This window comes from Lactococcus protaetiae (genome assembly GCF_006965445.1).
Lineage (GTDB): Bacteria > Bacillota > Bacilli > Lactobacillales > Streptococcaceae > Lactococcus > Lactococcus protaetiae.
Genome location: NZ_CP041356.1, coordinates 102,334 through 121,947, shown reverse-complemented (window position 1 = coordinate 121,947; position 19,614 = coordinate 102,334). Strand labels below are relative to the sequence as shown.

At 38.0% G+C, this 19,614-nt stretch carries 13 protein-coding genes and 2 pseudogenes; 13 read left to right on the top strand and 2 right to left on the bottom strand.

Annotated elements, in window-relative coordinates:
- Nucleotides 1–241: 241 nt before the first annotated feature.
- Nucleotides 242–861 (bottom strand): annotated as a pseudogene (locus tag FLP15_RS00550) (copper homeostasis protein CutC).
- A 121-nt stretch (nt 862–982) separates the two neighbouring features.
- On the opposite strand from FLP15_RS00550, the gene FLP15_RS00545 reads away from it, so the two are divergent.
- Nucleotides 983–1,591 (top strand): cadmium resistance transporter, encoded by a 609-nt coding sequence (locus FLP15_RS00545; protein ID WP_142765596.1) that lies wholly within the window; start codon nt 983–985, stop codon nt 1,589–1,591.
- A gap of 459 nt (nt 1,592–2,050) precedes the next feature.
- Nucleotides 2,051–2,875: a putative RNA methyltransferase gene (locus tag FLP15_RS00540; RefSeq protein WP_142765595.1), complete on the top strand. Its 825-nt coding sequence runs from the start codon at nt 2,051–2,053 to the stop codon at nt 2,873–2,875.
- A 67-nt stretch (nt 2,876–2,942) separates the two neighbouring features.
- Here FLP15_RS00540 and FLP15_RS00535 read toward each other — a convergent pair whose 3' ends face one another.
- Nucleotides 2,943–3,224, bottom strand: coding sequence for a DUF3270 family protein (locus FLP15_RS00535; RefSeq protein ID WP_142765594.1), 282 nt, complete (start codon nt 3,222–3,224; stop codon nt 2,943–2,945).
- 622 nt (nt 3,225–3,846) lie between these two features.
- Between FLP15_RS00535 and FLP15_RS00530 the strand changes: the two genes are divergently transcribed.
- The 11 genes and pseudogenes from FLP15_RS00530 (at nt 3,847) to FLP15_RS00480 (ending at nt 19,454) form a co-directional block, all read left to right on the top strand.
- The gene (locus FLP15_RS00530) at nt 3,847–4,770 is read left to right on the top strand and encodes a peptidase U32 family protein (protein WP_142765593.1); all 924 of its coding nucleotides are present in this window, start codon (nt 3,847–3,849) and stop codon (nt 4,768–4,770) included.
- Between the two features lie 198 nt (nt 4,771–4,968).
- On the top strand, nt 4,969–6,261 hold the full coding sequence (locus FLP15_RS00525) for a peptidase U32 family protein (RefSeq protein ID WP_142765592.1): 1,293 nt from the start codon (nt 4,969–4,971) through the stop codon (nt 6,259–6,261).
- A 175-nt stretch (nt 6,262–6,436) separates the two neighbouring features.
- Nucleotides 6,437–7,576: a nicotinamide-nucleotide adenylyltransferase gene (locus FLP15_RS00520; protein ID WP_142765591.1), complete on the top strand. Its 1,140-nt coding sequence runs from the start codon at nt 6,437–6,439 to the stop codon at nt 7,574–7,576.
- A gap of 675 nt (nt 7,577–8,251) precedes the next feature.
- Nucleotides 8,252–8,992 carry a MurR/RpiR family transcriptional regulator gene (locus tag FLP15_RS00515; protein ID WP_142765590.1) on the top strand — a complete coding sequence of 247 codons (741 nt, stop codon included), beginning with the start codon at nt 8,252–8,254 and terminating at the stop codon, nt 8,990–8,992.
- A 150-nt stretch (nt 8,993–9,142) separates the two neighbouring features.
- A complete protein-coding gene (locus FLP15_RS00510; RefSeq protein ID WP_142765589.1) occupies nt 9,143–10,531 on the top strand; it encodes a glycoside-pentoside-hexuronide (GPH):cation symporter in 1,389 nt (462 codons plus the stop codon).
- A gap of 156 nt (nt 10,532–10,687) precedes the next feature.
- The gene (locus FLP15_RS00505; RefSeq protein WP_142765588.1) at nt 10,688–11,710 is read left to right on the top strand and encodes an aldose epimerase family protein; all 1,023 of its coding nucleotides are present in this window, start codon (nt 10,688–10,690) and stop codon (nt 11,708–11,710) included.
- Nucleotides 11,711–11,712: 2 nt separating this feature from the next.
- Nucleotides 11,713–12,912, top strand: a complete 1,200-nt coding sequence (locus FLP15_RS00500; protein ID WP_142765587.1) for a galactokinase — start codon at nt 11,713–11,715, stop codon at nt 12,910–12,912.
- Between the two features lie 643 nt (nt 12,913–13,555).
- Nucleotides 13,556–15,043: a UDP-glucose--hexose-1-phosphate uridylyltransferase gene (gene galT, locus FLP15_RS00495; RefSeq protein ID WP_142765586.1), complete on the top strand. Its 1,488-nt coding sequence runs from the start codon at nt 13,556–13,558 to the stop codon at nt 15,041–15,043.
- 770 nt (nt 15,044–15,813) lie between these two features.
- Entirely contained in the window at nt 15,814–16,797 is a 984-nt protein-coding gene (galE, locus tag FLP15_RS00490) for a UDP-glucose 4-epimerase GalE (protein WP_142765585.1), read from the top strand.
- Nucleotides 16,798–17,246: 449 nt separating this feature from the next.
- Nucleotides 17,247–18,182 carry a LysR family transcriptional regulator gene (locus tag FLP15_RS00485; RefSeq protein WP_142765584.1) on the top strand — a complete coding sequence of 312 codons (936 nt, stop codon included), beginning with the start codon at nt 17,247–17,249 and terminating at the stop codon, nt 18,180–18,182.
- 109 nt (nt 18,183–18,291) lie between these two features.
- Nucleotides 18,292–19,454: pseudogene (locus FLP15_RS00480) on the top strand (uroporphyrinogen decarboxylase/cobalamine-independent methonine synthase family protein).
- Nucleotides 19,455–19,614: the final 160 nt, after the last annotated feature.

Here is a 19,614-nt window from a genome sequence, read left to right as displayed (position 1 = left end):
AGAGGGCAGTCGGACGAGATTCAAAGTTGCGATTCCGACTAGGTGCTTTGCCTTTTGCTCTTGCTGCTTTAGCAGCTAAGCAAACGGACAGCGCAGCAACGAAGTTGCGTAGACCGTTCGTAGAACGGCGTGCGAAGCACGTAGCACCGTAGCGAGGATGGACAGCGAAGTGAAGCGGAGATAGTGCTGCTTTATCTCCTACCTAAGAAGGAGGGGGTTAGCACGCATTTACTTCGATAAATTAAATGATTTTTGTACCGTGGACAAAATTTGTTCCTGTCATTTGAGATAGCGACTCAAAGTTATCACTATTTACACCACCGCCAATTAAAATATTGAGGCGACCAGAGGCATACTTAACTAAAGTTTTAATTTTATCGATATTTAGAGGTTGATTGAGTGGACCACCATGCATCAGGATTTTATCAATCCCAGCTTCAATAAGCTCGTCAATTGCTGCTTTTGGGTCTTCAATCTCGTCAAATGCCATATGAAAGGTGACAGGAAGCCCTTGAGATGCAATCATTAGAGTATCAAGGGCATCGCTATCAATTTTATTGTCCTCAGTCAGTACTCCAAAAACAAGATTTTGAGCGCCAGCTTCGATTGCTTTGAGGATATCAGTTTCCATTATTTTCAATTCGTAGGAGTCATAGATAAAATTTCCTGCGCGTGGGCGTATCATGACAGCAAGAGTTATTTTACTTTCTGAAACTAAGCGAGCCGCTTCTTCGATGACCCATAAGAGGGTGTAGTACCGCCGACGGCCAAGTTATCACAAAGCTCAATGCGCTCCACTCCTTTGCGTACTGCTTGTGGAATTTTAGTGAAATTTTCAACACAGAGTTCTCGAATAATCATAGTTTTTCCTTCCAAAAGTGCTAAATTTATTATAACATTATATAGATGGATAGGAAATAATATTAATTTCAACATCCTTCGGGGTGCTTTTTTATTTATGCTATATGTTATACTGTAAATTATGATTACAACAATTATTCAAACAACAATAATATACTGGGCTACAGCATTAGATTTGCTCTTAATTTTATCAATTCTTTTTGTAAAGTTTGATAAATCCAGACATAGAATGATATCTTTAGGGCAAATGCTAGGCTCAATTATCCTTATTGGAGTAAGCTTATTACTTGCTTTCATTTTTAAGTTTGTTCCAGAACAGTGGCTTTTAGGGTTTTTGGGATTAATTCCTTTAGGATTTGGTTTAAAATATCTGATACTGGGAGATGATGACGATGAAGAAGTAGAGGAAGCGCTAGAAAAACGAAAGAATAAAAATCTTTTAATTACTGTTACCCTTATTTCTTTTGCAAGTTGTGGCGCAGACAATATTGGTTTATTCACACCATTTTTTGTTAATTTAAAATCTTATTGGATTGTGGTGTCCCTTTTAACTTTCATCGCTAATATCATTTTATTAGGTTTCTTAGGGCAAACGATATCGAAAATACGACCTCTTCATTACTTTTTAGAAAAATATGGACGTTGGATAATGGGTATAATCTATATTGGATTGGGAATTATTATTTTACTTGAATCTGGAACTGTAGATAAAATACTGGGTTTATTTTAGGTAATGTATGCTATAATGCAAATAGACATAGTTCCTACTGTAAGAGTGGGAATTTTTTTGTAGCGAAATAACATCTTATTGATAAATTTTCCGATATAGATATAAAATAGTGGTAATATATTAAGATTTTGATGTGTAGTGTCTTGTCCAGTTTTATTGAAAGGCGGGGTTTGTAGAGATTTCCTACCATTTTAATCAATAAAACGTTGAACTGTTGATTTGGTTTGTAAAGCAAAATGAGATTGTTTGATTCTGTCAGTACTGACAGAATTTTTAATATTGAAAACTGTATATTTAAAATACACAGCCCTTGCCTGACAAAAATTTAATTACGTTTTTAACTACGTTCCAGTTGAAATCTATTGAATATCATTGATGATTATATTTTAACAAATCGCTAAATAATGCATTTAGTGAACATCATTGAACTTCAATGAATATCTGTGATATAGTATAACTATGTTAAAGAAAATAGAAAAAGCTTATTTACTATTAGAAAAAAATGTTGAGTTTCTGAGATGTCCGCTTTGCCATACGCCTTTTCAGGTGGAAACTTATGCGCTTCGTTGTGAAAATAAACATACTTACAATATCAATAAAAAAGGATTTATCAATTTTTTACAAACTAAAGCGGATACTGAGCATTATACAAGAAAAATGTTTGAACCACGCAGACGGTTGATTCGGTCTGGGATGTACTCGTCAGTGCTGACAGAAATAAAAAAACACTTTGTCAGTGGAAATTTACTTGATGTTGGTACGGGAGAAGGATCATTTTTAGAGTTTCTTGATAATGATGGTGCGAAATTTGGTTTTGATATCGCTAAGGATGGCATAGAGATGGCGACAGAGTTAGAAACTGATAGTTTTTTAAGTTTGGCTGATTTGACTAATTTGCCATTTGCTGACAGAAGTCTGTCAGTGATTTTAAACATTTTTACACCATCAAATTATGCTGAATTTCACCGAGTATTGTCAAAAAATGGACGAGTGATTAAAGTTGTCCCAGAACAGTTTTACTTGCAAGAACTGCGTGAGAGTTACGGGATACCGATAGACTATGATAATACTGCAGTTGTTGAGCGTTTTAAGGCAGAGTTCAAAGAAGTGACAGAACAGGAGATTAACTATACTTTTAAAATCCCACAGGAGTTACGCGAAGATTTTCTTGCAATGAGTCCATTAGAGTGGAATGTTTCGGAAGAACTAAAAAAACAAGCAAGGCAAAATCCTCCACAACAAGCGACGATTCATGTCCGTATTTTAGTTGGCAAATCTGAGTAAAGATCTGTTTCGAGCATATCAAAAAAACTGCCTGTTCTATTGAACGGGCAGTTTTTGCTTGATAGACTTATTTTAATAAAGTTTTAATAACTTTTGCGATTCCTTTTTTCAAAGAGATATAAACAGCGAGAGATAAGAAGAATGCGACTGGAACAGCAATCAAACTTGTCAACATTGAAACTAAAACATAAGTAATAATAGCAAGGAAAACAGAAAATACAGCGATATTCACAAAGAAAGTTAATTCTTGTACCCGCTTGTTAAATTGTTTTTGTTCACGTCCTTGAGTTTCGGTATAATTATAATATTCTTGTTTTTCGTAAAAGTCCTTGAGATTTCTTAATTCCATAGTATATTAGCAACTTTCCTGAGTTTATTATGTAATTTATTATAGTATAAAAAGCAACGCCTTTTATTATAACAAAATTAATTTGGTTACACAAATATTACTGTAAGCGTAAAACATGATTAAGTATTTGGGGAAAGTCAAATGATATGATTTTGATTTTATATATAGTAATTTTCATCATTTCTTGCCAAACGTCCTCATATCTCGGTATAATCGAGTTCGCAACACCAGAAGCTATGAGAAAAGACAGCTCCGCTGTCCATTCTCGCTACATCGCTGAAGCGATGAGTCGAAGTGGCAACTGGAACCTGCTCTACGAGCAGATCTACGCGACCTTGTCGCTCCGCTGTCCGTTTGCTTAGGAGCTGAAGCTCCAAGAGCAAAAGGCAACCACATTTTTCTATCTCCGTGCTTTCAGCACTACGCTGTCCATTGGATTGCCATTTGGCGTTGCTGCTTTAGCAGCTTACAGCCAATGCCTTTTGCTCTTGGGGCTTTAGTCCCTAAGCAAACGGACAAATGTCCTATGGTCATGCGAAGCTATGTGCTAAAGCACAAAGAGCCAACTGGCATTTCTCTCCGCTTCTTGACGGTGTTGCTTACATCTTGGTATAATATCATTATGATTACAATTACTTCTACAGTTGAGAGTGTTGAGCAAGCTAAGGCTTTGCTGGATGCTGGAACTGATCGTTTATACATTGGCGAAGCGGCTTATGGTCTGCGCGTGCCAACTGCGCTTACGTATGATGAATTACGTAAGATTACTGAACTTGCACATCAGGCAAATAAAACTGTGACAGTCGCGGTGAATGCACTGATGCACACAGAAATGATGTCAAAAATCAAACCTTTTTTGGACTTTTTAGTTGAAATTAAAGCTGACCGTATTGCAGTTGGAGATGCTGGAGTGATTTTTGTTTTGCAACGAGATAAATATAAACTTCCTTTTATATATGATGCTTCAACGATGGTGGCATCAAGTAGACAAGCGAATTTTTGGGCAGAGCAAGGTGCTGTTGAGGCGGTGCTTGCCAGAGAAATTCCGAAAGAAGAGCTTTCTGATATGAAAGGAAGTTTGAGAATACCAGGTGAAGTCTTGGTTTACGGCGCGACGGTGATTCATCATAGTAAACGCCCTTTAGTACAAAATTATTATAATTTTATCAAAACCGAAGAAACTGGAAAAAATCGTGAGCGTAATCTTTTCGTTTCTGAGCCGAAAAAAGAGGATACACACTATTCGATTTTTGAGGATAATCATGGTACACACGTGTTTGCAAATGATGACATCAACATGATGACAGAGCTGAAGCAACTTACAGAAATGGGATTTGATCACTGGAAGCTTGATGGAATTTTTACACGGGGAGAGAATTTCGTCCAGATTGTAAAACTTTTCGTTGAGGCTAAAATATTGATTGAAACAGGTCAGTTTACTGAGTTGAAGGCTTTTCAACTTGAAGAGAAGGTGCGAAAACTTCATCCTTCAGGGAGGACAATGTCGCATGGTTTCTATGATTTAGACAAGAATGCAATCAAATGATTCTGTCAGCGTACTGACAGATTTTTCTATATGCTGACAAAAAACGACAGACTGTCAAATAAGCTTGTCAGTGCTGACGGTTTTATTTTCTAAAAAAAACCTGTAAAATAGAGGGATAAGAAGTTTTGGTCAATTCTTTCGACAGAGTATTGACCTTTTCAAAATAACTCACAATCTTGAAAATTGGAGAATAAAAAAATGTCAATTAAAAAAACACGTCCTGAGGTTCTTGCGCCAGCAGGGACACTTGAGAAACTAAAAGTAGCCATTGATTATGGTGCTGATGCAGTTTATATCGGTGGTCAGGCTTATGGACTTCGTTCACGTGCAGGCAACTTCACATTTGAAGAAATGGCTGAAGGTGTTGCTTACGCAAGTGAACATCATGCAAAAGTTTATGTTGCAGCGAACATGGTGACGCATGAGGGAAACGAAAAGGGGGCAGGAGAGTGGTTCCGCACTTTACGCGATTTAGGAATTTCGGCTGTTATTGTATCAGATCCCGCTTTGATTGCTATTGCAGCAGCAGAAGCGCCTGGTCTTCCCATCCACCTCTCTACACAAGCATCAGCGACGAATTATGAAACACTTGAATTTTGGAGACATTTGGGACTTGAGCGAGTGGTTTTGGCACGTGAAGTTTCGATGGAAGAATTGCGTGAAATTCGTAAACACACAGATGTTGAAATTGAAGCTTTTGTCCATGGTGCAATGTGTATTTCTTATTCTGGTCGTTGTGTTTTATCAAATTATATGAGTATGCGAGATGCCAATCGTGGCGGTTGTTCACAGTCTTGCCGCTGGAAATATGATCTTTATGACATGCCATTTGCTGGTGAACGTCAATCAATTAATGGTGAAGTAAGTGAAGAATTTTCGATGTCAGCGGTTGATATGTCTATGATTGAGCATATTCCAGACATGATTGAAAATGGAGTAAATTCGCTTAAAATCGAAGGACGAATGAAATCTATTCACTACGTATCAACGGTCGCCAATGTTTACAAAGCTGCAATTGATGCCTATTTAGAATCACCTGAGCGTTTTGAGGCAATAAAACCTCAACTGGTTGATGAGTTGTGGAAAGTTGCGCAACGTGAATTGGACACTGGATTTTATTATGGGCTACCTGATGAGAACAAACAATTGTTTGGAGCGAGACGCAAAATTCCAGAATATAAATTTGTTGGTGAGGTCATAGATTTTGATTCTGACAGCATGGTTGCAACGATTCGTCAGCGTAATGTCATCACAGAAGGAGACCAAATCGAGTTTTATGGACCAGGTTTTCGTCATGTTGACACAGTTGTGAAAAATCTCCGTTTAGCCGAAACTGATGAACATATTGACCGTGCGCCAAATCCAATGACTCTACTTCATATTGATGTACCTTTTGCCGTGAAAACTGGAGATATGATCCGTAAAAACGGAGCAGGTTTAATCAATCTTTATGACAAGAAAACTGGTAGCGCAAAAACTGTTCGTGCCTGATATATTTACCATAAATGGACTACCTGTATGCAGGGCGATCCCTTGCAAAATTTACTGACAAAATACAAAATAAAGCTGTCAGCATACTGACAGCTTTTTGATTACTGAGCAATTAAACCCTGTCAGTACTTTCTTTATCCTGTCAGCGCAGAAAATTTGATAAAATAGAGTTAATATGATTACAAATAATATCTCAAAGTCTAAACTTACAGGAAAGAAAATTGGTGTTTATTTTGGCACTTTTGCACCCTTGCACGCTGGACATCAGCAGCAAATTTATAAATGTGCAAGCCTTAATGACGGTGTTCTTCTTGTCGTATCAGGGTATGACGGCGACCGTGGTTCGCAAATTGGTTTGCCTCTTGAAAAACGTTTTCGTTATCTCAGAGAAGCTTTTAATGACGAAGAAAATATAAAAGTCGCAATGCTGAACGAAAATAATATCCCAGCAATGCCAAATGGCTGGGATGAATGGGTCACGCGTTTGTTAGATTTGATTCAACAAAATACTTATGAAGAAGCGCTATCAGTAACATTTTATGTCGGAGAGACAGAGTATGTAGTAGAGCTGACAAAGCGTTTTCCTGCTGACAACAATCATTATGCTGTTGAAATCGCTGACAGACATGATATTGAGCTGTCAGCAACTCAAATTCGGCAGAATCCACAAGAACATTGGGCAGATATCAATCGAGTGTTCAGAAGAAATTTCTCAAAAGTTGTCACGGTGATGGGTTCAGCTTCCACAGGAAAAACTACACTTGTCAGACGTTTAGCGCGCTCAATAAATGCACCATTTTCCGAAGAGTATGCGCGTGAGTATGAGGAAAAATCAAATATTGATGATGATGAGCTGCGGATGGATGATTATGCCCGTATGATTACAGGACAATATGACGCTAATTCACGAGAAATTAATTCAGCGGCCAACCAAGGCATTGTTTTTCTGGATACAGATGCAATTGTCACAAGAGTGTATGCGAAACTTTATCTTTCTCCATCAGACTTTGAGCAACTTGAACCCCTCTTTCAAAAAACAATCGCTGATGAACGAATGGATTTAATTTTGGTCATCCCGCCAATTACAGACTATGTAAATGATGGTTTTCGTAATATGGCATGGGAGGATTCGCGCTATGATTTTCATGTCGAACTGATGCGACAACTTGAAGAATTTAAGTTGATGGACAAGGTTGTTGTTCTTGATGACGAAGGAGATAATCGTGATAAAGCTGGCTATCTCAGTCGCTATCATCACGCGATTGATGCCGTGCATGAGTATACAGGGGTCAAAATTGAACGTTTGAAATACTGATGCTGTTACTCACCAAAAACAATGCCTTGCTTTTGCAAAGCGACACAAAGCAGTATATTCGCGATTCATCTAATAATTTTAAAGATGAGTTGGTATAAAATACTTATGGAAATGTCTAACTATCAATGCTCGCTAGTCAGAGCTACTCTTACTAGGAGTCTAAGCACTTCATAATTGGATGCGCTTGTTATTTAACCAAATGATTCAAGTTATTCAGAAAATAACTGGTATAATTTTACTGACAAAAAATAAAAACTTACTGACGAAAAAATCAGTAAGTTTTTTTAGTTATTTTATATGAGAGACACAAATAGAGAGCATGATGCAGTAAATCTCAACCTGAATATTAGAAACAAATGCTGTCAGTATGCTTTCAATAGTTTGCAATTTTTGTCAGTAAAATCTAGCGTATTTTCAATAATTTACTTCGATCAGCAAACTAGCATTTTCAAGGGAGTCTCACTTAGGATATCATTTTTATAAGCTTGATATAAAGCGATTCCAAAGATACTATAGCGCATGTAAGCGTTAAATGTTATAATTTTTATGAAGAAGACAAAGATATATTTTGAGAGTAGGTTAAAATCTCTAGTTCATTTTGAAGCAATGATTTTAGGGAATCATCAGTAGAGTGATGGTGGAGATAATACTGCAAAACCAAAGGGAGTAAAGAAAATGTCAAAACTAACAAGTGCTGAGAGTTATACTTGGCAAATTATCCAAGAAAATTATGAAAAAATACCTCAGATTCCAATTTCGGAACTTGCAGAATTGGCACATGTTTCCATCTCAACTGTTAATCGCACTGTAAGAAAAAAAGGTTTTTCAGGATATGGCGAATTTCGTTATTCGATTCGTGAGAAAAAACTTCCGGAGATTAGTGGTTTTTCAACAGAAGTTTTAGGCGCGATTGCTAAAAATGAAGAAGAATTGCTGCAAACAATTAACAATATCTCAGCATCTGAAGTAGAGGAGGCGGTTAAGCTGATTCATGAAGCAAAAGAGATCAAAATCTTTGCCCGAGGTCTAACCATTAATGTTGCTAATGAACTTTTAAGAAAATTACAGCTTTTCCATAAAACCGTTAGTATTTATGATGACCCAAAACAGATTGCATATTATGCACAGTTTGTAAATGACGATGACTTAGTGCTTGCGCTTTCTCTTTCGGGTGAAAATCCTGAGATTAATATTCCCTTAAAAATAGTTAGACAAAAAAGAGGAAAAATTCTAGCATTGACAGCTGATGCAGAAAGTGAACTTACCGAGCTATCTGATGTTAGTCTAGTTGGATATAAAAGTAGATTAGAAGTGAACTATTTCGATCTTGATGTTCATAGCAGACTTCCTCTCTTTATCCTGGAGCGTGTACTAGTGGATGCCTATTCAATATATCAAAAGAGTAAACAAAAATAATATTTACTGACAATCTGTCAGTAATTTTTTTATTAAGAATTGGAAGTGTTTCCAAAGAAGTGTTTAAGAATTGGAAACTCTTTCTTAAATTTGAATGCTATACTATAAATGTGAGCGATTTCAAAAAAGAAATCTATAAGGAGGATTCCCATGAATAAGGGAAAAATGAAACAACGTTTATCGTATGCATTCGGTGCATTAGGGCACGATGTCTATTATTACTCAATCAGTACATTTTTTATAGCCTTTGTGACGGCTCAAATGTTTGCAGGTTCACCGCATGAAGATGCAATGATTGCACTAGTCACTGGTTTGGTTGTTATTATCCGGTTGATTGAAATTGTTTTTGACCCAATTATTGGTTCAATCATTGACAATACACAAACACGTTGGGGAAAATTTAAACCGTGGTTAGTGATTGGAGGGATTATGTCCTCTCTGATGATTATGCTGATGTTTTCTGACTTTTTTGGCCTAGCTAAAAGTGACAACCGAACATTGTTTGCAATCGTATTCATCATTGCCTTTATTATTCTAGACGCCTTCTATTCATTCAAAGACATTGCTTTTTGGTCAATGATTCCAGCCTTATCAGAAAAAAATTCAGAACGTGAAACTTTAGGAACATTTGCTCGTTTCGGTTCAGCTATTGGAGCACAAGGCGCAACAATTCTTGCTATCCCAATCACCATTGCCTTTACAAAAGGTGGACATATACAAGGTGCACGAGGTTTCTTTGCTTTTGGTGTCATAGCTGCCTTAGTTCAAGGAATTTCAGCTTTAGTTACTGCTTGGGGAACAAAAGAACAACAGTCAACAATTCGTCAACAAGGAACAAAAACAAACACACTTGATGTTTTTAAAGCTTTGGTAAAAAATGATCAGTTGATGTGGTTATCTCTTTCTTACATTTTGTTTGCGATTGCTTATGTTGCCACAACTGCGACACTGATTTTGAACTTTACCTTCGTCATCGGTAATGCAAGCCTTTACTCAATCACAGGGATTGTTGGATTTATTGGCTCAATCATTTTGGTTCCAATGTTTCCAATTTTAGCTAAAAAATTTGGTCGTCGTAAAGTTTTAACTGGGGCGATTATCTCAATGCTTGTTGGCTATATTTTATTTGCTGTCGGTAGCTCAGTTCCAATGACAGTTGCTGGATTAATCTTTTTGACTACACCATATCAACTCGTATTCTTGTCTGTCTTGATGACAATTACTGACTCGGTCGAATATGGGCAATGGAAAAATGGAGTTCGTAATGAAGCAGTAACTCTTGCGATGCGTCCACTACTTGACAAGATTGCTGGAGCTTTCTCAAACGGAATTTATGGTTTTGTTGCAATTGCTGCTGGAATGACTGGTTCAAAATATATCGCAGGACACACTTATGGAGTGGCAACATTTAAACTTTATGCCTTCATTATTCCAGCTATCTTGATGATTATCTCACTTACCATTTATCTCTTCAAAGTGAAATTAACTGAAAAACGTCACCAAGAAATCGTAGCAGAACTTGAAGAACGCTTCAAATAATAAATTAACTTACCGATACGACTGCACTTCTTAAAGTTCTAAAAATCATGTTATCCCCTATTTCAAGTCAGTTGAGGGAGAACAGCTTTATGATGATTCAAGTCTATTGGTAGAATGATGGAGCTGACAATAAGTTGGCTCTATTTGAGGAAAAGTATGAAAATTACAACAGCAGATTTTGGACTTGGTGCAAAACTTTTCACCATTGAAAATAAAATGGGGATGACCATCTCTTTTACCAACTTTGGCGCGCGAGTCGTTGATTGGAAAGTAAACGGAAAAAGTATCATTTTAGGATTTGATTCCGCACAAGAATATGTAGAAAAAGACATATTTCCCGGAGCAACCGTTGGGCGTATAGCTGGACGAACCAAAGATGGTATTGTAGTTATTAATGGAAAAACGATACAACTTGAGCAAAATGATTTTCCACAAGCCATCCACGGTGGAGCAAACCCCACACAATCGCAACTTTGGCAAGCTGAGACATTTGAAACGAAAGATACCGCTGGTGTGAAATATTTTCTTACTTTAAAAGACGGTGACGGTGGTTATCCAGGAAACCTTCAGTTTACAGTTATCCATACTTTTAACGAATTAGGCGAATGGAAAATAGAATATTTTGCCGTATCTGACAAAGACACGGTCTTCAATCCAACAGGTCATGTTTATTTTAACCTCAGTGGTGACGCCAGTATTCCACTGGACAATCATCGACTCCAAATAGCCGCTTCGCGTTATGTTCCGCTTTTGGATAAGACAGAGGTTGTTCGCGGAGAAATTGACGATGTGACAGAGACACCGTTTGATTTTCGGGCAGACAAACTTCTTTCTGAAGCCTTTGTGAGCAATGATCCGCAAATCACATTGGTTGACGGACTTGACCACGGCTTTGTCCTTGACGAAGTGAGCATGGATAAAGCACAAGCACGCTTATCACTTGATGATTTGAGCATTTCGGTTTATACGAACCAGCCAAGTATTGTTATATTCACCGCAAATTTTGGTGATTTAGGTACGATTTATCGTGGAAAAGCAGAAGTAAACCATGGTGGAATGACTTTTGAAACACAAGTTGCACCAGGTTCACCACAAATTCCAGAATTGGGCGATATTTCGCTCAAAGCAGGTGATACCTACCACGCGGAAACAATCTATAAAGTAAACATAGGAGAGTAAAAATGTCAGTAGTAGTAGAAAACAGTACGATTTTATCAGCTTTGACAGAGAAATTTAAAACGGTCTTTGGTGGAGCGGATAATGTAGAATATTTCTTTAGTCCAGGTAGAATCAACCTGATTGGTGAGCATACCGACTATAATGGAGGTTATGTTTTTCCAGCCTCCATCACAATCGGAACAACTGGTTTGGCTCGTTTACGCAAAGATAATAAAATCAGACTTTTCTCAGAAAATTTCTCAGAAGCGGGAATAATAGAATTTGACCTTTCAGAAAGCAATCAAAAACATGATGAAAGCTGGTCAAACTACGTCAAAGGTATGATTACCATGCTGCAGGGAGCAGGATATACGATTGATAAAGGTTTTGAGCTTTTAATAAAAGGTGAAATCCCAACAGCATCAGGACTTTCTTCATCTGCATCACTTGAGTTGTTAGTCGGCGTCATCCTTGATGATTTATTTGACTTAAAGGTGCCTCGTCTTGAACTCGTGCAGCTTGGTCAAAAGACGGAAAACGATTTTATTGGTGTCAATTCAGGGATTTTAGATCAGTTTGCCATTGGCTTTGGTGAAGTGAAAAAAGCGATTTTACTTGATTGCAATACGCTTAAATATGAAATGGTTCCTGTCGAATTGCGTGATTATGACATCGTCATCATGAATACGAATAAACCACGCGCCTTGACCGAGTCAAAATATAATGAACGGTTTGCTGAAACACGAGAAGCTCTGAAACGTATGCAAACAAAGCTTGATATTAAAGCGCTTGGTGAACTTTCAAACGAAGAATTTGATGCTAATGTTGGTTTAATTGGCGACGAAACACTGATTAAACGCGCTCGTCATGCCGTTTACGAAAACAACCGTACAAAAGTCGCTCAAAAAGCTTTTGTTGCAGGAAATCTGACAAAATTTGGCGAATTGCTTAATGATTCTCATGCTTCATTGAAAAATGATTATGAAGTCACAGGACTTGAGCTTGATACTTTGGCGGAAACTGCCCAAAAACAACCAGGTGTCTTGGGCGCTAGAATGACAGGCGCAGGATTTGGTGGTTGCGCTATCGCATTGGTTGCCCATGATAATGTTTCTACGTTTGAAAAAGCAGTCGGTAATGAATATGAAAAAGTCGTGGGTTATCCAGCAAGCTTCTATGTTGCTCAAATTGGTTCAGGAACAACAAAATTAGACGTAGAATAATTTATCGAAGTAAGTGCGTGCTAACACCCCTACCTAGGTGTAACAACTAGCATATCCGTAAGTTGCTAAAGCAACAACGGCTATCCTATCTTAGGTAGGGGATGAAGCAGCACTAACTTTGAATTTCGTCCGACTGCCCTAGGGCGTTAGTGCTTTAGCACTTAGGCTTCTGGGACAGGGTGACCTCATATCGAAGATGTTAAGCAGACTGTTGCAGCTTTAGCTGCGTACAGGTCGCTTAGTTGTTACACCTAGAGGTTGTGCCCTAAATTCAGTGGGAAGTTGAAACTCCCACTGAATAAGTCTTGACTTCATACTAGTTCACCTCTAAATCTGTATTAAACAGATTTAGTAGTTGAACTGCAGATATACTGCCTTGCGACGATTGAGAAAAGCTGTGCTTTTCTTATTCGCAACCTTGATGCAGTGCGTCATCTTCACTACGTTACGCTATCCATTCGCTCTAAGCCAGCAGAGCTGGCAAGGCGAAATGGTAAGCGCAAGAGGCGGTTTGCGTAGAGTGCAAAGGTTGCGACTGCGACTAGCTAGCTTGCTGGCGTAGCGAGCATCGCCAACGTAGCGCAGCGAAGTAACTTCTAAAAGGAACTTTTAGAAGTTAAACAGTATTAGATTGGAAGTAGAAATGTCAATATATCAAACCATTCAAGATTTTGTAGATTTGGCGCTAAAAAATGGAGCGATTGAAGCGATGGACAATATCTACTTGCGTAATCAACTCCTTCATTTTTTGGGACTGGATAACTGGGAACAGCCGAAAACAAGTGAAAATAAAAATCAGGAAAATTCTCTACTTATAATGGATGCGCTGTTAGACACTGCTCGTGAGAATCATCAGTTTGACGAAACAGAGTCTGAATTTTTCGAAGCTGCATTAATGGATTTTATCACCCCAAGGCCTAGCCAAATTAACCATGATTTTTGGGAGAAATATAAGAAAAACCCTAAAAACGCGACAGACTATTTTTACCATCTAGCGCGTGAAATTAATCAAGTCAAAACAAGAGATATTGCAAAAAATATCGCCTTTATTCATCCGACAAAATATGGTGATTTAGAAATTACTATTAACCTTTCCAAACCTGAAAAAGATCCCAAAGCGATTGCAGCCGCAAAAGCACAAAAAAATTCAGCTTATCCTAAATGTGCATTATGTCTTGAAAATGAGGGATTATATGGTGGAAGTAATCATCCTGCAAGAAGCAATCATAGAGTGATTCGGATGGAACTTAATGGAGCAAACTGGGGTTTTCAATACTCACCGTATGCCTATTACAATGAGCATTCGATTGTTTTCAATGAAAAGCATCAGCCAATGAAAATTAATCGTCAGGCTTTTGAAAATTTGCTGGATTTTCTTGATGTTTTTCCTCACTATATGATTGGCTCAAATGCAGATTTACCAATAGTTGGTGGTTCAATCTTAACTCATGACCATTATCAAGCAGGACGTTATAACTTTCCGATGATGAAGGCTAGTATTCGTACGCAAATCCAACTAAAAAATTATTCTAATATCCATGCAGGGATTGTAAATTGGCCCATGTCTGTCCTACGCCTTCAAAGTAATAACAAAGCAGAACTTTTAGCTGCAAGTACGGAAATTTTAAAGAAATGGCGTTGTTATAATGATGAAAGTTTGCAAATTACTGCTGTGACAGTTGATGGTGTGCAGCATCATACGATTACACCAATTGCAAGCAAAAATAAAGAGGGTTATATTATTGATTTAGTTTTAAGAGATAATAATACCAGCTTAGAATTTCCTGATGGAGTATTCCATCCGCATCAAGAATTGCATCATATTAAAAAAGAGAATATTGGCTTGATTGAAGTAATGGGGCTTGCCATTCTTCCACCAAGACTGAAAACAGAACTTAAAGAAGTTGAGAAATATCTTATTGATGAACCAAATGAAATCAACGAAATTCATCTCCCGTGGGCTAAAGAATTGAGAGAAACACAAAAAATAAACCCAAAGGATGTTCATGAAACCGTTCAACAAGCAATTGGTGCTGTCTTTGAAAAAGTTCTTCAAGATGCAGGAGTATTTAAAGATGATGAAAAAGGTCAAGCTGCTTTTTATAAATTTATTGATTTTATCAACAACTGAATATAAATAGAGTTAAATGAGAGTATCGAAATAATTCTTATTTTGGTATAATTGAGTTCGCATGATTAGAAATGAGCAAAAAAGAGAAATTCCAGAACCTTTGCTACGCAAAGATCCTTGAAATTTCCTATCTCCATGCTTTCAGCACTACGCTGTCCATTGGATTGCCATTTGGCGTTGCTGCTTTAGCAGCTTACAGCCAATGCCTTTTGCTTTTGGGGCTTTAGCCCCTAAGCAAACGGACAAATGTCCTGTGGTCATGCGAAGCTATGTGCTGAAGCACAAAGAGCCAAATGGCATTTTTCATCATTTCTTGCCAATCGTGCTCACATCTTGGTATAACTGAGTTCGCAACACCAGAAGCTATGAGAGAAGATAGCTCCGCTGTCCATTCTCGCTACATCGCTGAAGCGATGAGTCGAAGTGGCAACTGGAACCTGCTCTTTGAGCAGAACTACATTTTTCTATCTCTCTCCGCTTCTTGACGGTGCTGCTCACATCTTGGTATAATGAAGTCAAAACTTATTCAGTGGGAGTTTCGTAAAATATTTGTCCATTTTCTCTAGTCGCTATCTTCGCTGCGCTACGCTATCCATTCGTTCTATCTCCACTTTGCTCCGCTGTCGATTTCACTAACCGACTGAAGTCGGAAGTTCAAATCGCAATCCAGCAAAGCTGGCAAGACGAAATGGTAAGAGCAAAAGGCGATTCGACTGATAAAAGGGCAACTCCCACTTACTTCGATAAATCTGTGAAACATGGAGGTGTTTATGACAGTTTTAGTACTTGGCGGTGCAGGCTATATAGGTTCACACGCAGTTGATATACTACAAACGTCTGGTTATGATGTTGCTGTGGTCGACAATTTAGTGACAGGGCATGCTGAGGCAGTACCGCAGGCGGTACGTTTCTATGAGGGAGACGTCCGTAATCGAGATTTCCTTCGTGAAGTTTTTAGGAAAGAAACAAACATTGAAGGAATTATGCATTTTTGTGCCTATTCCCTTGTTGGAGAATCAATGCAAAAACCATTGAAATACTTTAATAATAATGTTGGAGGCGCTCAAGTTATCCTAGAAACAATGGAAGAATTTGACGTTAAGCATATCGTATTTTCAAGTACAGCAGCAACTTTTGGTATCCCAGAAGTAAGTCCAATCTCAGAAATAACACCGCAAAAACCTATTAATCCTTATGGTGAGAGTAAACTCATCATGGAAAAAATGATGAAATGGCAATCAACGGCGACTGATATGACTTATGTAGCACTCCGTTATTTCAATGTGGCTGGAGCTTCAAATGATGGACATATTGGTGAAGCACACAAAAATGAAACACATTTGATTCCAATTATATTGCAAGTGGCACTAGGAAAACGCGATTTCATCACAATTTATGGTAATGACTACAATACCGTTGATGGCACCTGTGTTCGAGATTATATAGATATGGAAGATCTGATTGATGCACACATCAAAGCATTAGAATATCTCAAAGCTGGAGGGAAGTCAGACCAATTTAATCTTGGGAGTTCACAGGGTTATAGTAATCTTGAAGTCCTTGAGACTGCAAGGAAAGTAACGGGTAAGAAAATACCAAGTAAAATTGGGGAACGACGACCTGGTGATCCTGATGAGCTTGTCGCTGATAGTGCAAAAGCAGGGGAAATCTTACATTGGCAGGTAAAGCATAGTTTAGAACATATCATTGAAAATGCTTGGAAATGGCATAGTTCTCATCCAGAAGGCTACTAATGAAGTAAAGACTTATTCAGTGGGAGTTTCGACTCGCCACTGAATTTAGGGCACAACCTCACATCTTCGATATGAGGTCACACCTCCGCTTCGCTTCGTTATCCATTCGCTCTAAGCGACTAAAGTCGCAAGGCGAAGTGGTCTTGTCCAAGAAGCCTAGGCGCTAAAAGCGCCAACGCCCTATGGCAGTCGGACGAAATTCAAAGCTTAGTGCTGCTTTATCTCCGACCTAAGAGGTCGGAGTATTAGCACGCACTTGTTTTGATAAACAGGAAAAACAACACATTGAGTGTTGTTTTTTTGTGCTCAAAGTAGTAAAATCAAAAAAATAGAAAAATAAATTCAGAATTTTTTATAATAAATCTTATTTAGGAAACAATTTTTTCCTCAATATTAGTGGTTATGAGTGAAACTTTATTGATAAAGTAGCAACTTCAAAGGAGTCTAATATGTCTTTTTCTCTTCAGCAACTTAAATATTTTACCGAAATCGCACGCATTGGTTCGATAAATCAGGCTGCGGATGCTCTGTATATTACACAGCCAAGCTTGTCAAAATCAATGAAAGACCTTGAGGAAACAGTAGGAAGCACACTTTTCAAAAGGACAAGTAAAGGGATTTCTTTGACACAAGACGGCACCGAATTTTTAGGATATGCTAGACAAGTCCTAGAGCAATCTGATTTATTAGAATCTCGTTGGCTTAATAAACAACCCTCACGTAGACTTTGTGCCATTTCTACTCAACACTATGCTTTTGCAGTAAATGCTTTTGTCAATATGGTCAAGAAAACGCAAAGCAGTGAATATGAATATACTTTGCGCGAAGCGCGGACTTATGAGATTATCGAAGATGTGAAGGCACTGCGCTCAGAATTGGGCGTGCTTTATAAAAATAATTATAATGGGCAGGTGATTGATAAAATTCTTCGAGAAAATCGGCTCGTTTTCCATCCTTTATTTGTTGCAAAACCCCATGTTTTTGTGAGTTCGACCAATCCGTTAGCACAGCTGGAGTTTGTGACTTTAGAGGATTTAGAGGAATATCCACGTTTGTCTTATGAGCAAGGCGAGCATAATTCCTTTTATTTTTCTGAGGAGATTTTGAGTACGATTTATGCGAAAAAGGATATTAAAGTTGGAGACCGTGCGACGATTTTTAATTTAATGATTGGCTTAAATGGTTATACTATTTCAACGGGGATTGTAAGTAGTGATTTGAATGGAGATAACATCATCTCTATTCCTCTTGCTGTTGAGGATCGGATTGAAATCGGCTGGATTTCACAAAAATCGGCACTTTTGAGCCTTCAAGCCCAACTCTACTTAGATGAATTGAAGACTGTGGTTGCGCCTTATGATGTGGAGTTGCGTGATGAGGTATAGATTTTAGTTATAATGATTGATATTTTATAAGTATTATACATGATGATAAGATAATGATATGATAAGACATACCTAATTGGGTATATCTTATTTTATTTGTGAGGAAAATATTATGTCAAAACATTTTGCAATTGTCGGGAGTTTACTTCGTCCATCAGATTTGCTTGCGATAAAAGATGAGCTTCAGGGGCGTACAGATATTACTTATCCATTTTATGATGATATTTCTAATTATGCTGAAGTTGAGGAAAAAGCTACGAAAGTGATTGTTGAGGAACAAAAGGCGCATGGACTTTCTGTTATTTCTGATGGCGAGTTTTCGAAATCTCTTTGGCATACAGATTTTGTTTGGGGGCTGGGTGGCGTTGAGCGCTATGTTGCTGAGCATGGTTATTATTTCCGTGATTTTGATGGTGAGAGCAGATATGAAACACGCAAGGATATTGGTGTACGCATTGTCGGAAAGTTATCAGGTAAAAACCACCATTTTATTAGTATTTTTAAGCGTTTGAAAACTTTAGCTGGAGAAAACCAGACAGTGAAACTTTGCATTCCATCTCCTTCACATATTTTCGGAGAATTATCTTGGTCGGACAATGTTGGATTGGTGCTGTTTATGAAAATACAGATGATTTGCGAAAAGATTTGGTTCAGGCTTATAAAGATTTTGTGAGTGAATATGCAGATAATGGTGGAGAGATTTTGCAGTTTGATGATTGTCTTTGGGAAATTTTCGCAGAAGATAACCCAAATTCACCATTTACAGGGCAAGCTATTGACCAAAATACTGCAGCACTAGAATTAGCACAAATATTTATTGAAATAAACAATGAAGTAATTGATTATGCACATGATTTGGGCTTGACAGTGTGGACACATAACTGTCGTGGAAATTATGCAAGCCGAAATATGGGCGCAGGCTCTTATGATAAAATCGCAGATTTATTTTTAAAGAATTTTAAGTACGATCGTTTCTTTCTGGAATGGGATGATGAACGCGCGGGTTCTTTAAAAGCGCTAGAAGTGTTTAAAAATCGTGATACTGAGGTGGTGCTTGGGCTTTTGTCAAGTAAAACAGCAGAATTGGATGATGAAGTGCGTGTGAAAAAATTGTTAGAGGAAGCGGCGCAGATTTTACCAAAAGAGAGGCTCTATCTCTCACATCAATGTGGTTTTGCTTCATGTGATAATGGAAATGAACTCAATCAAAAGGAACAATGGGCAAAAATCGAGCAAGGTCAACATTTAGCAGAAGAATTTTGGAATGAATAAATATACTATTTGTATTTTAACTTAGCAAGTGCGTACTATCTCCGCCCTTTGGGCTCCGCTGTTCATCCTCGCTACGGTGCTACGTGCTTCGCCCGCCGTTCTGCGAACGGTCTCCGCAACTTCGTTGCTACGCTGTCCGTTTGATTGCCATTTGGCGTTG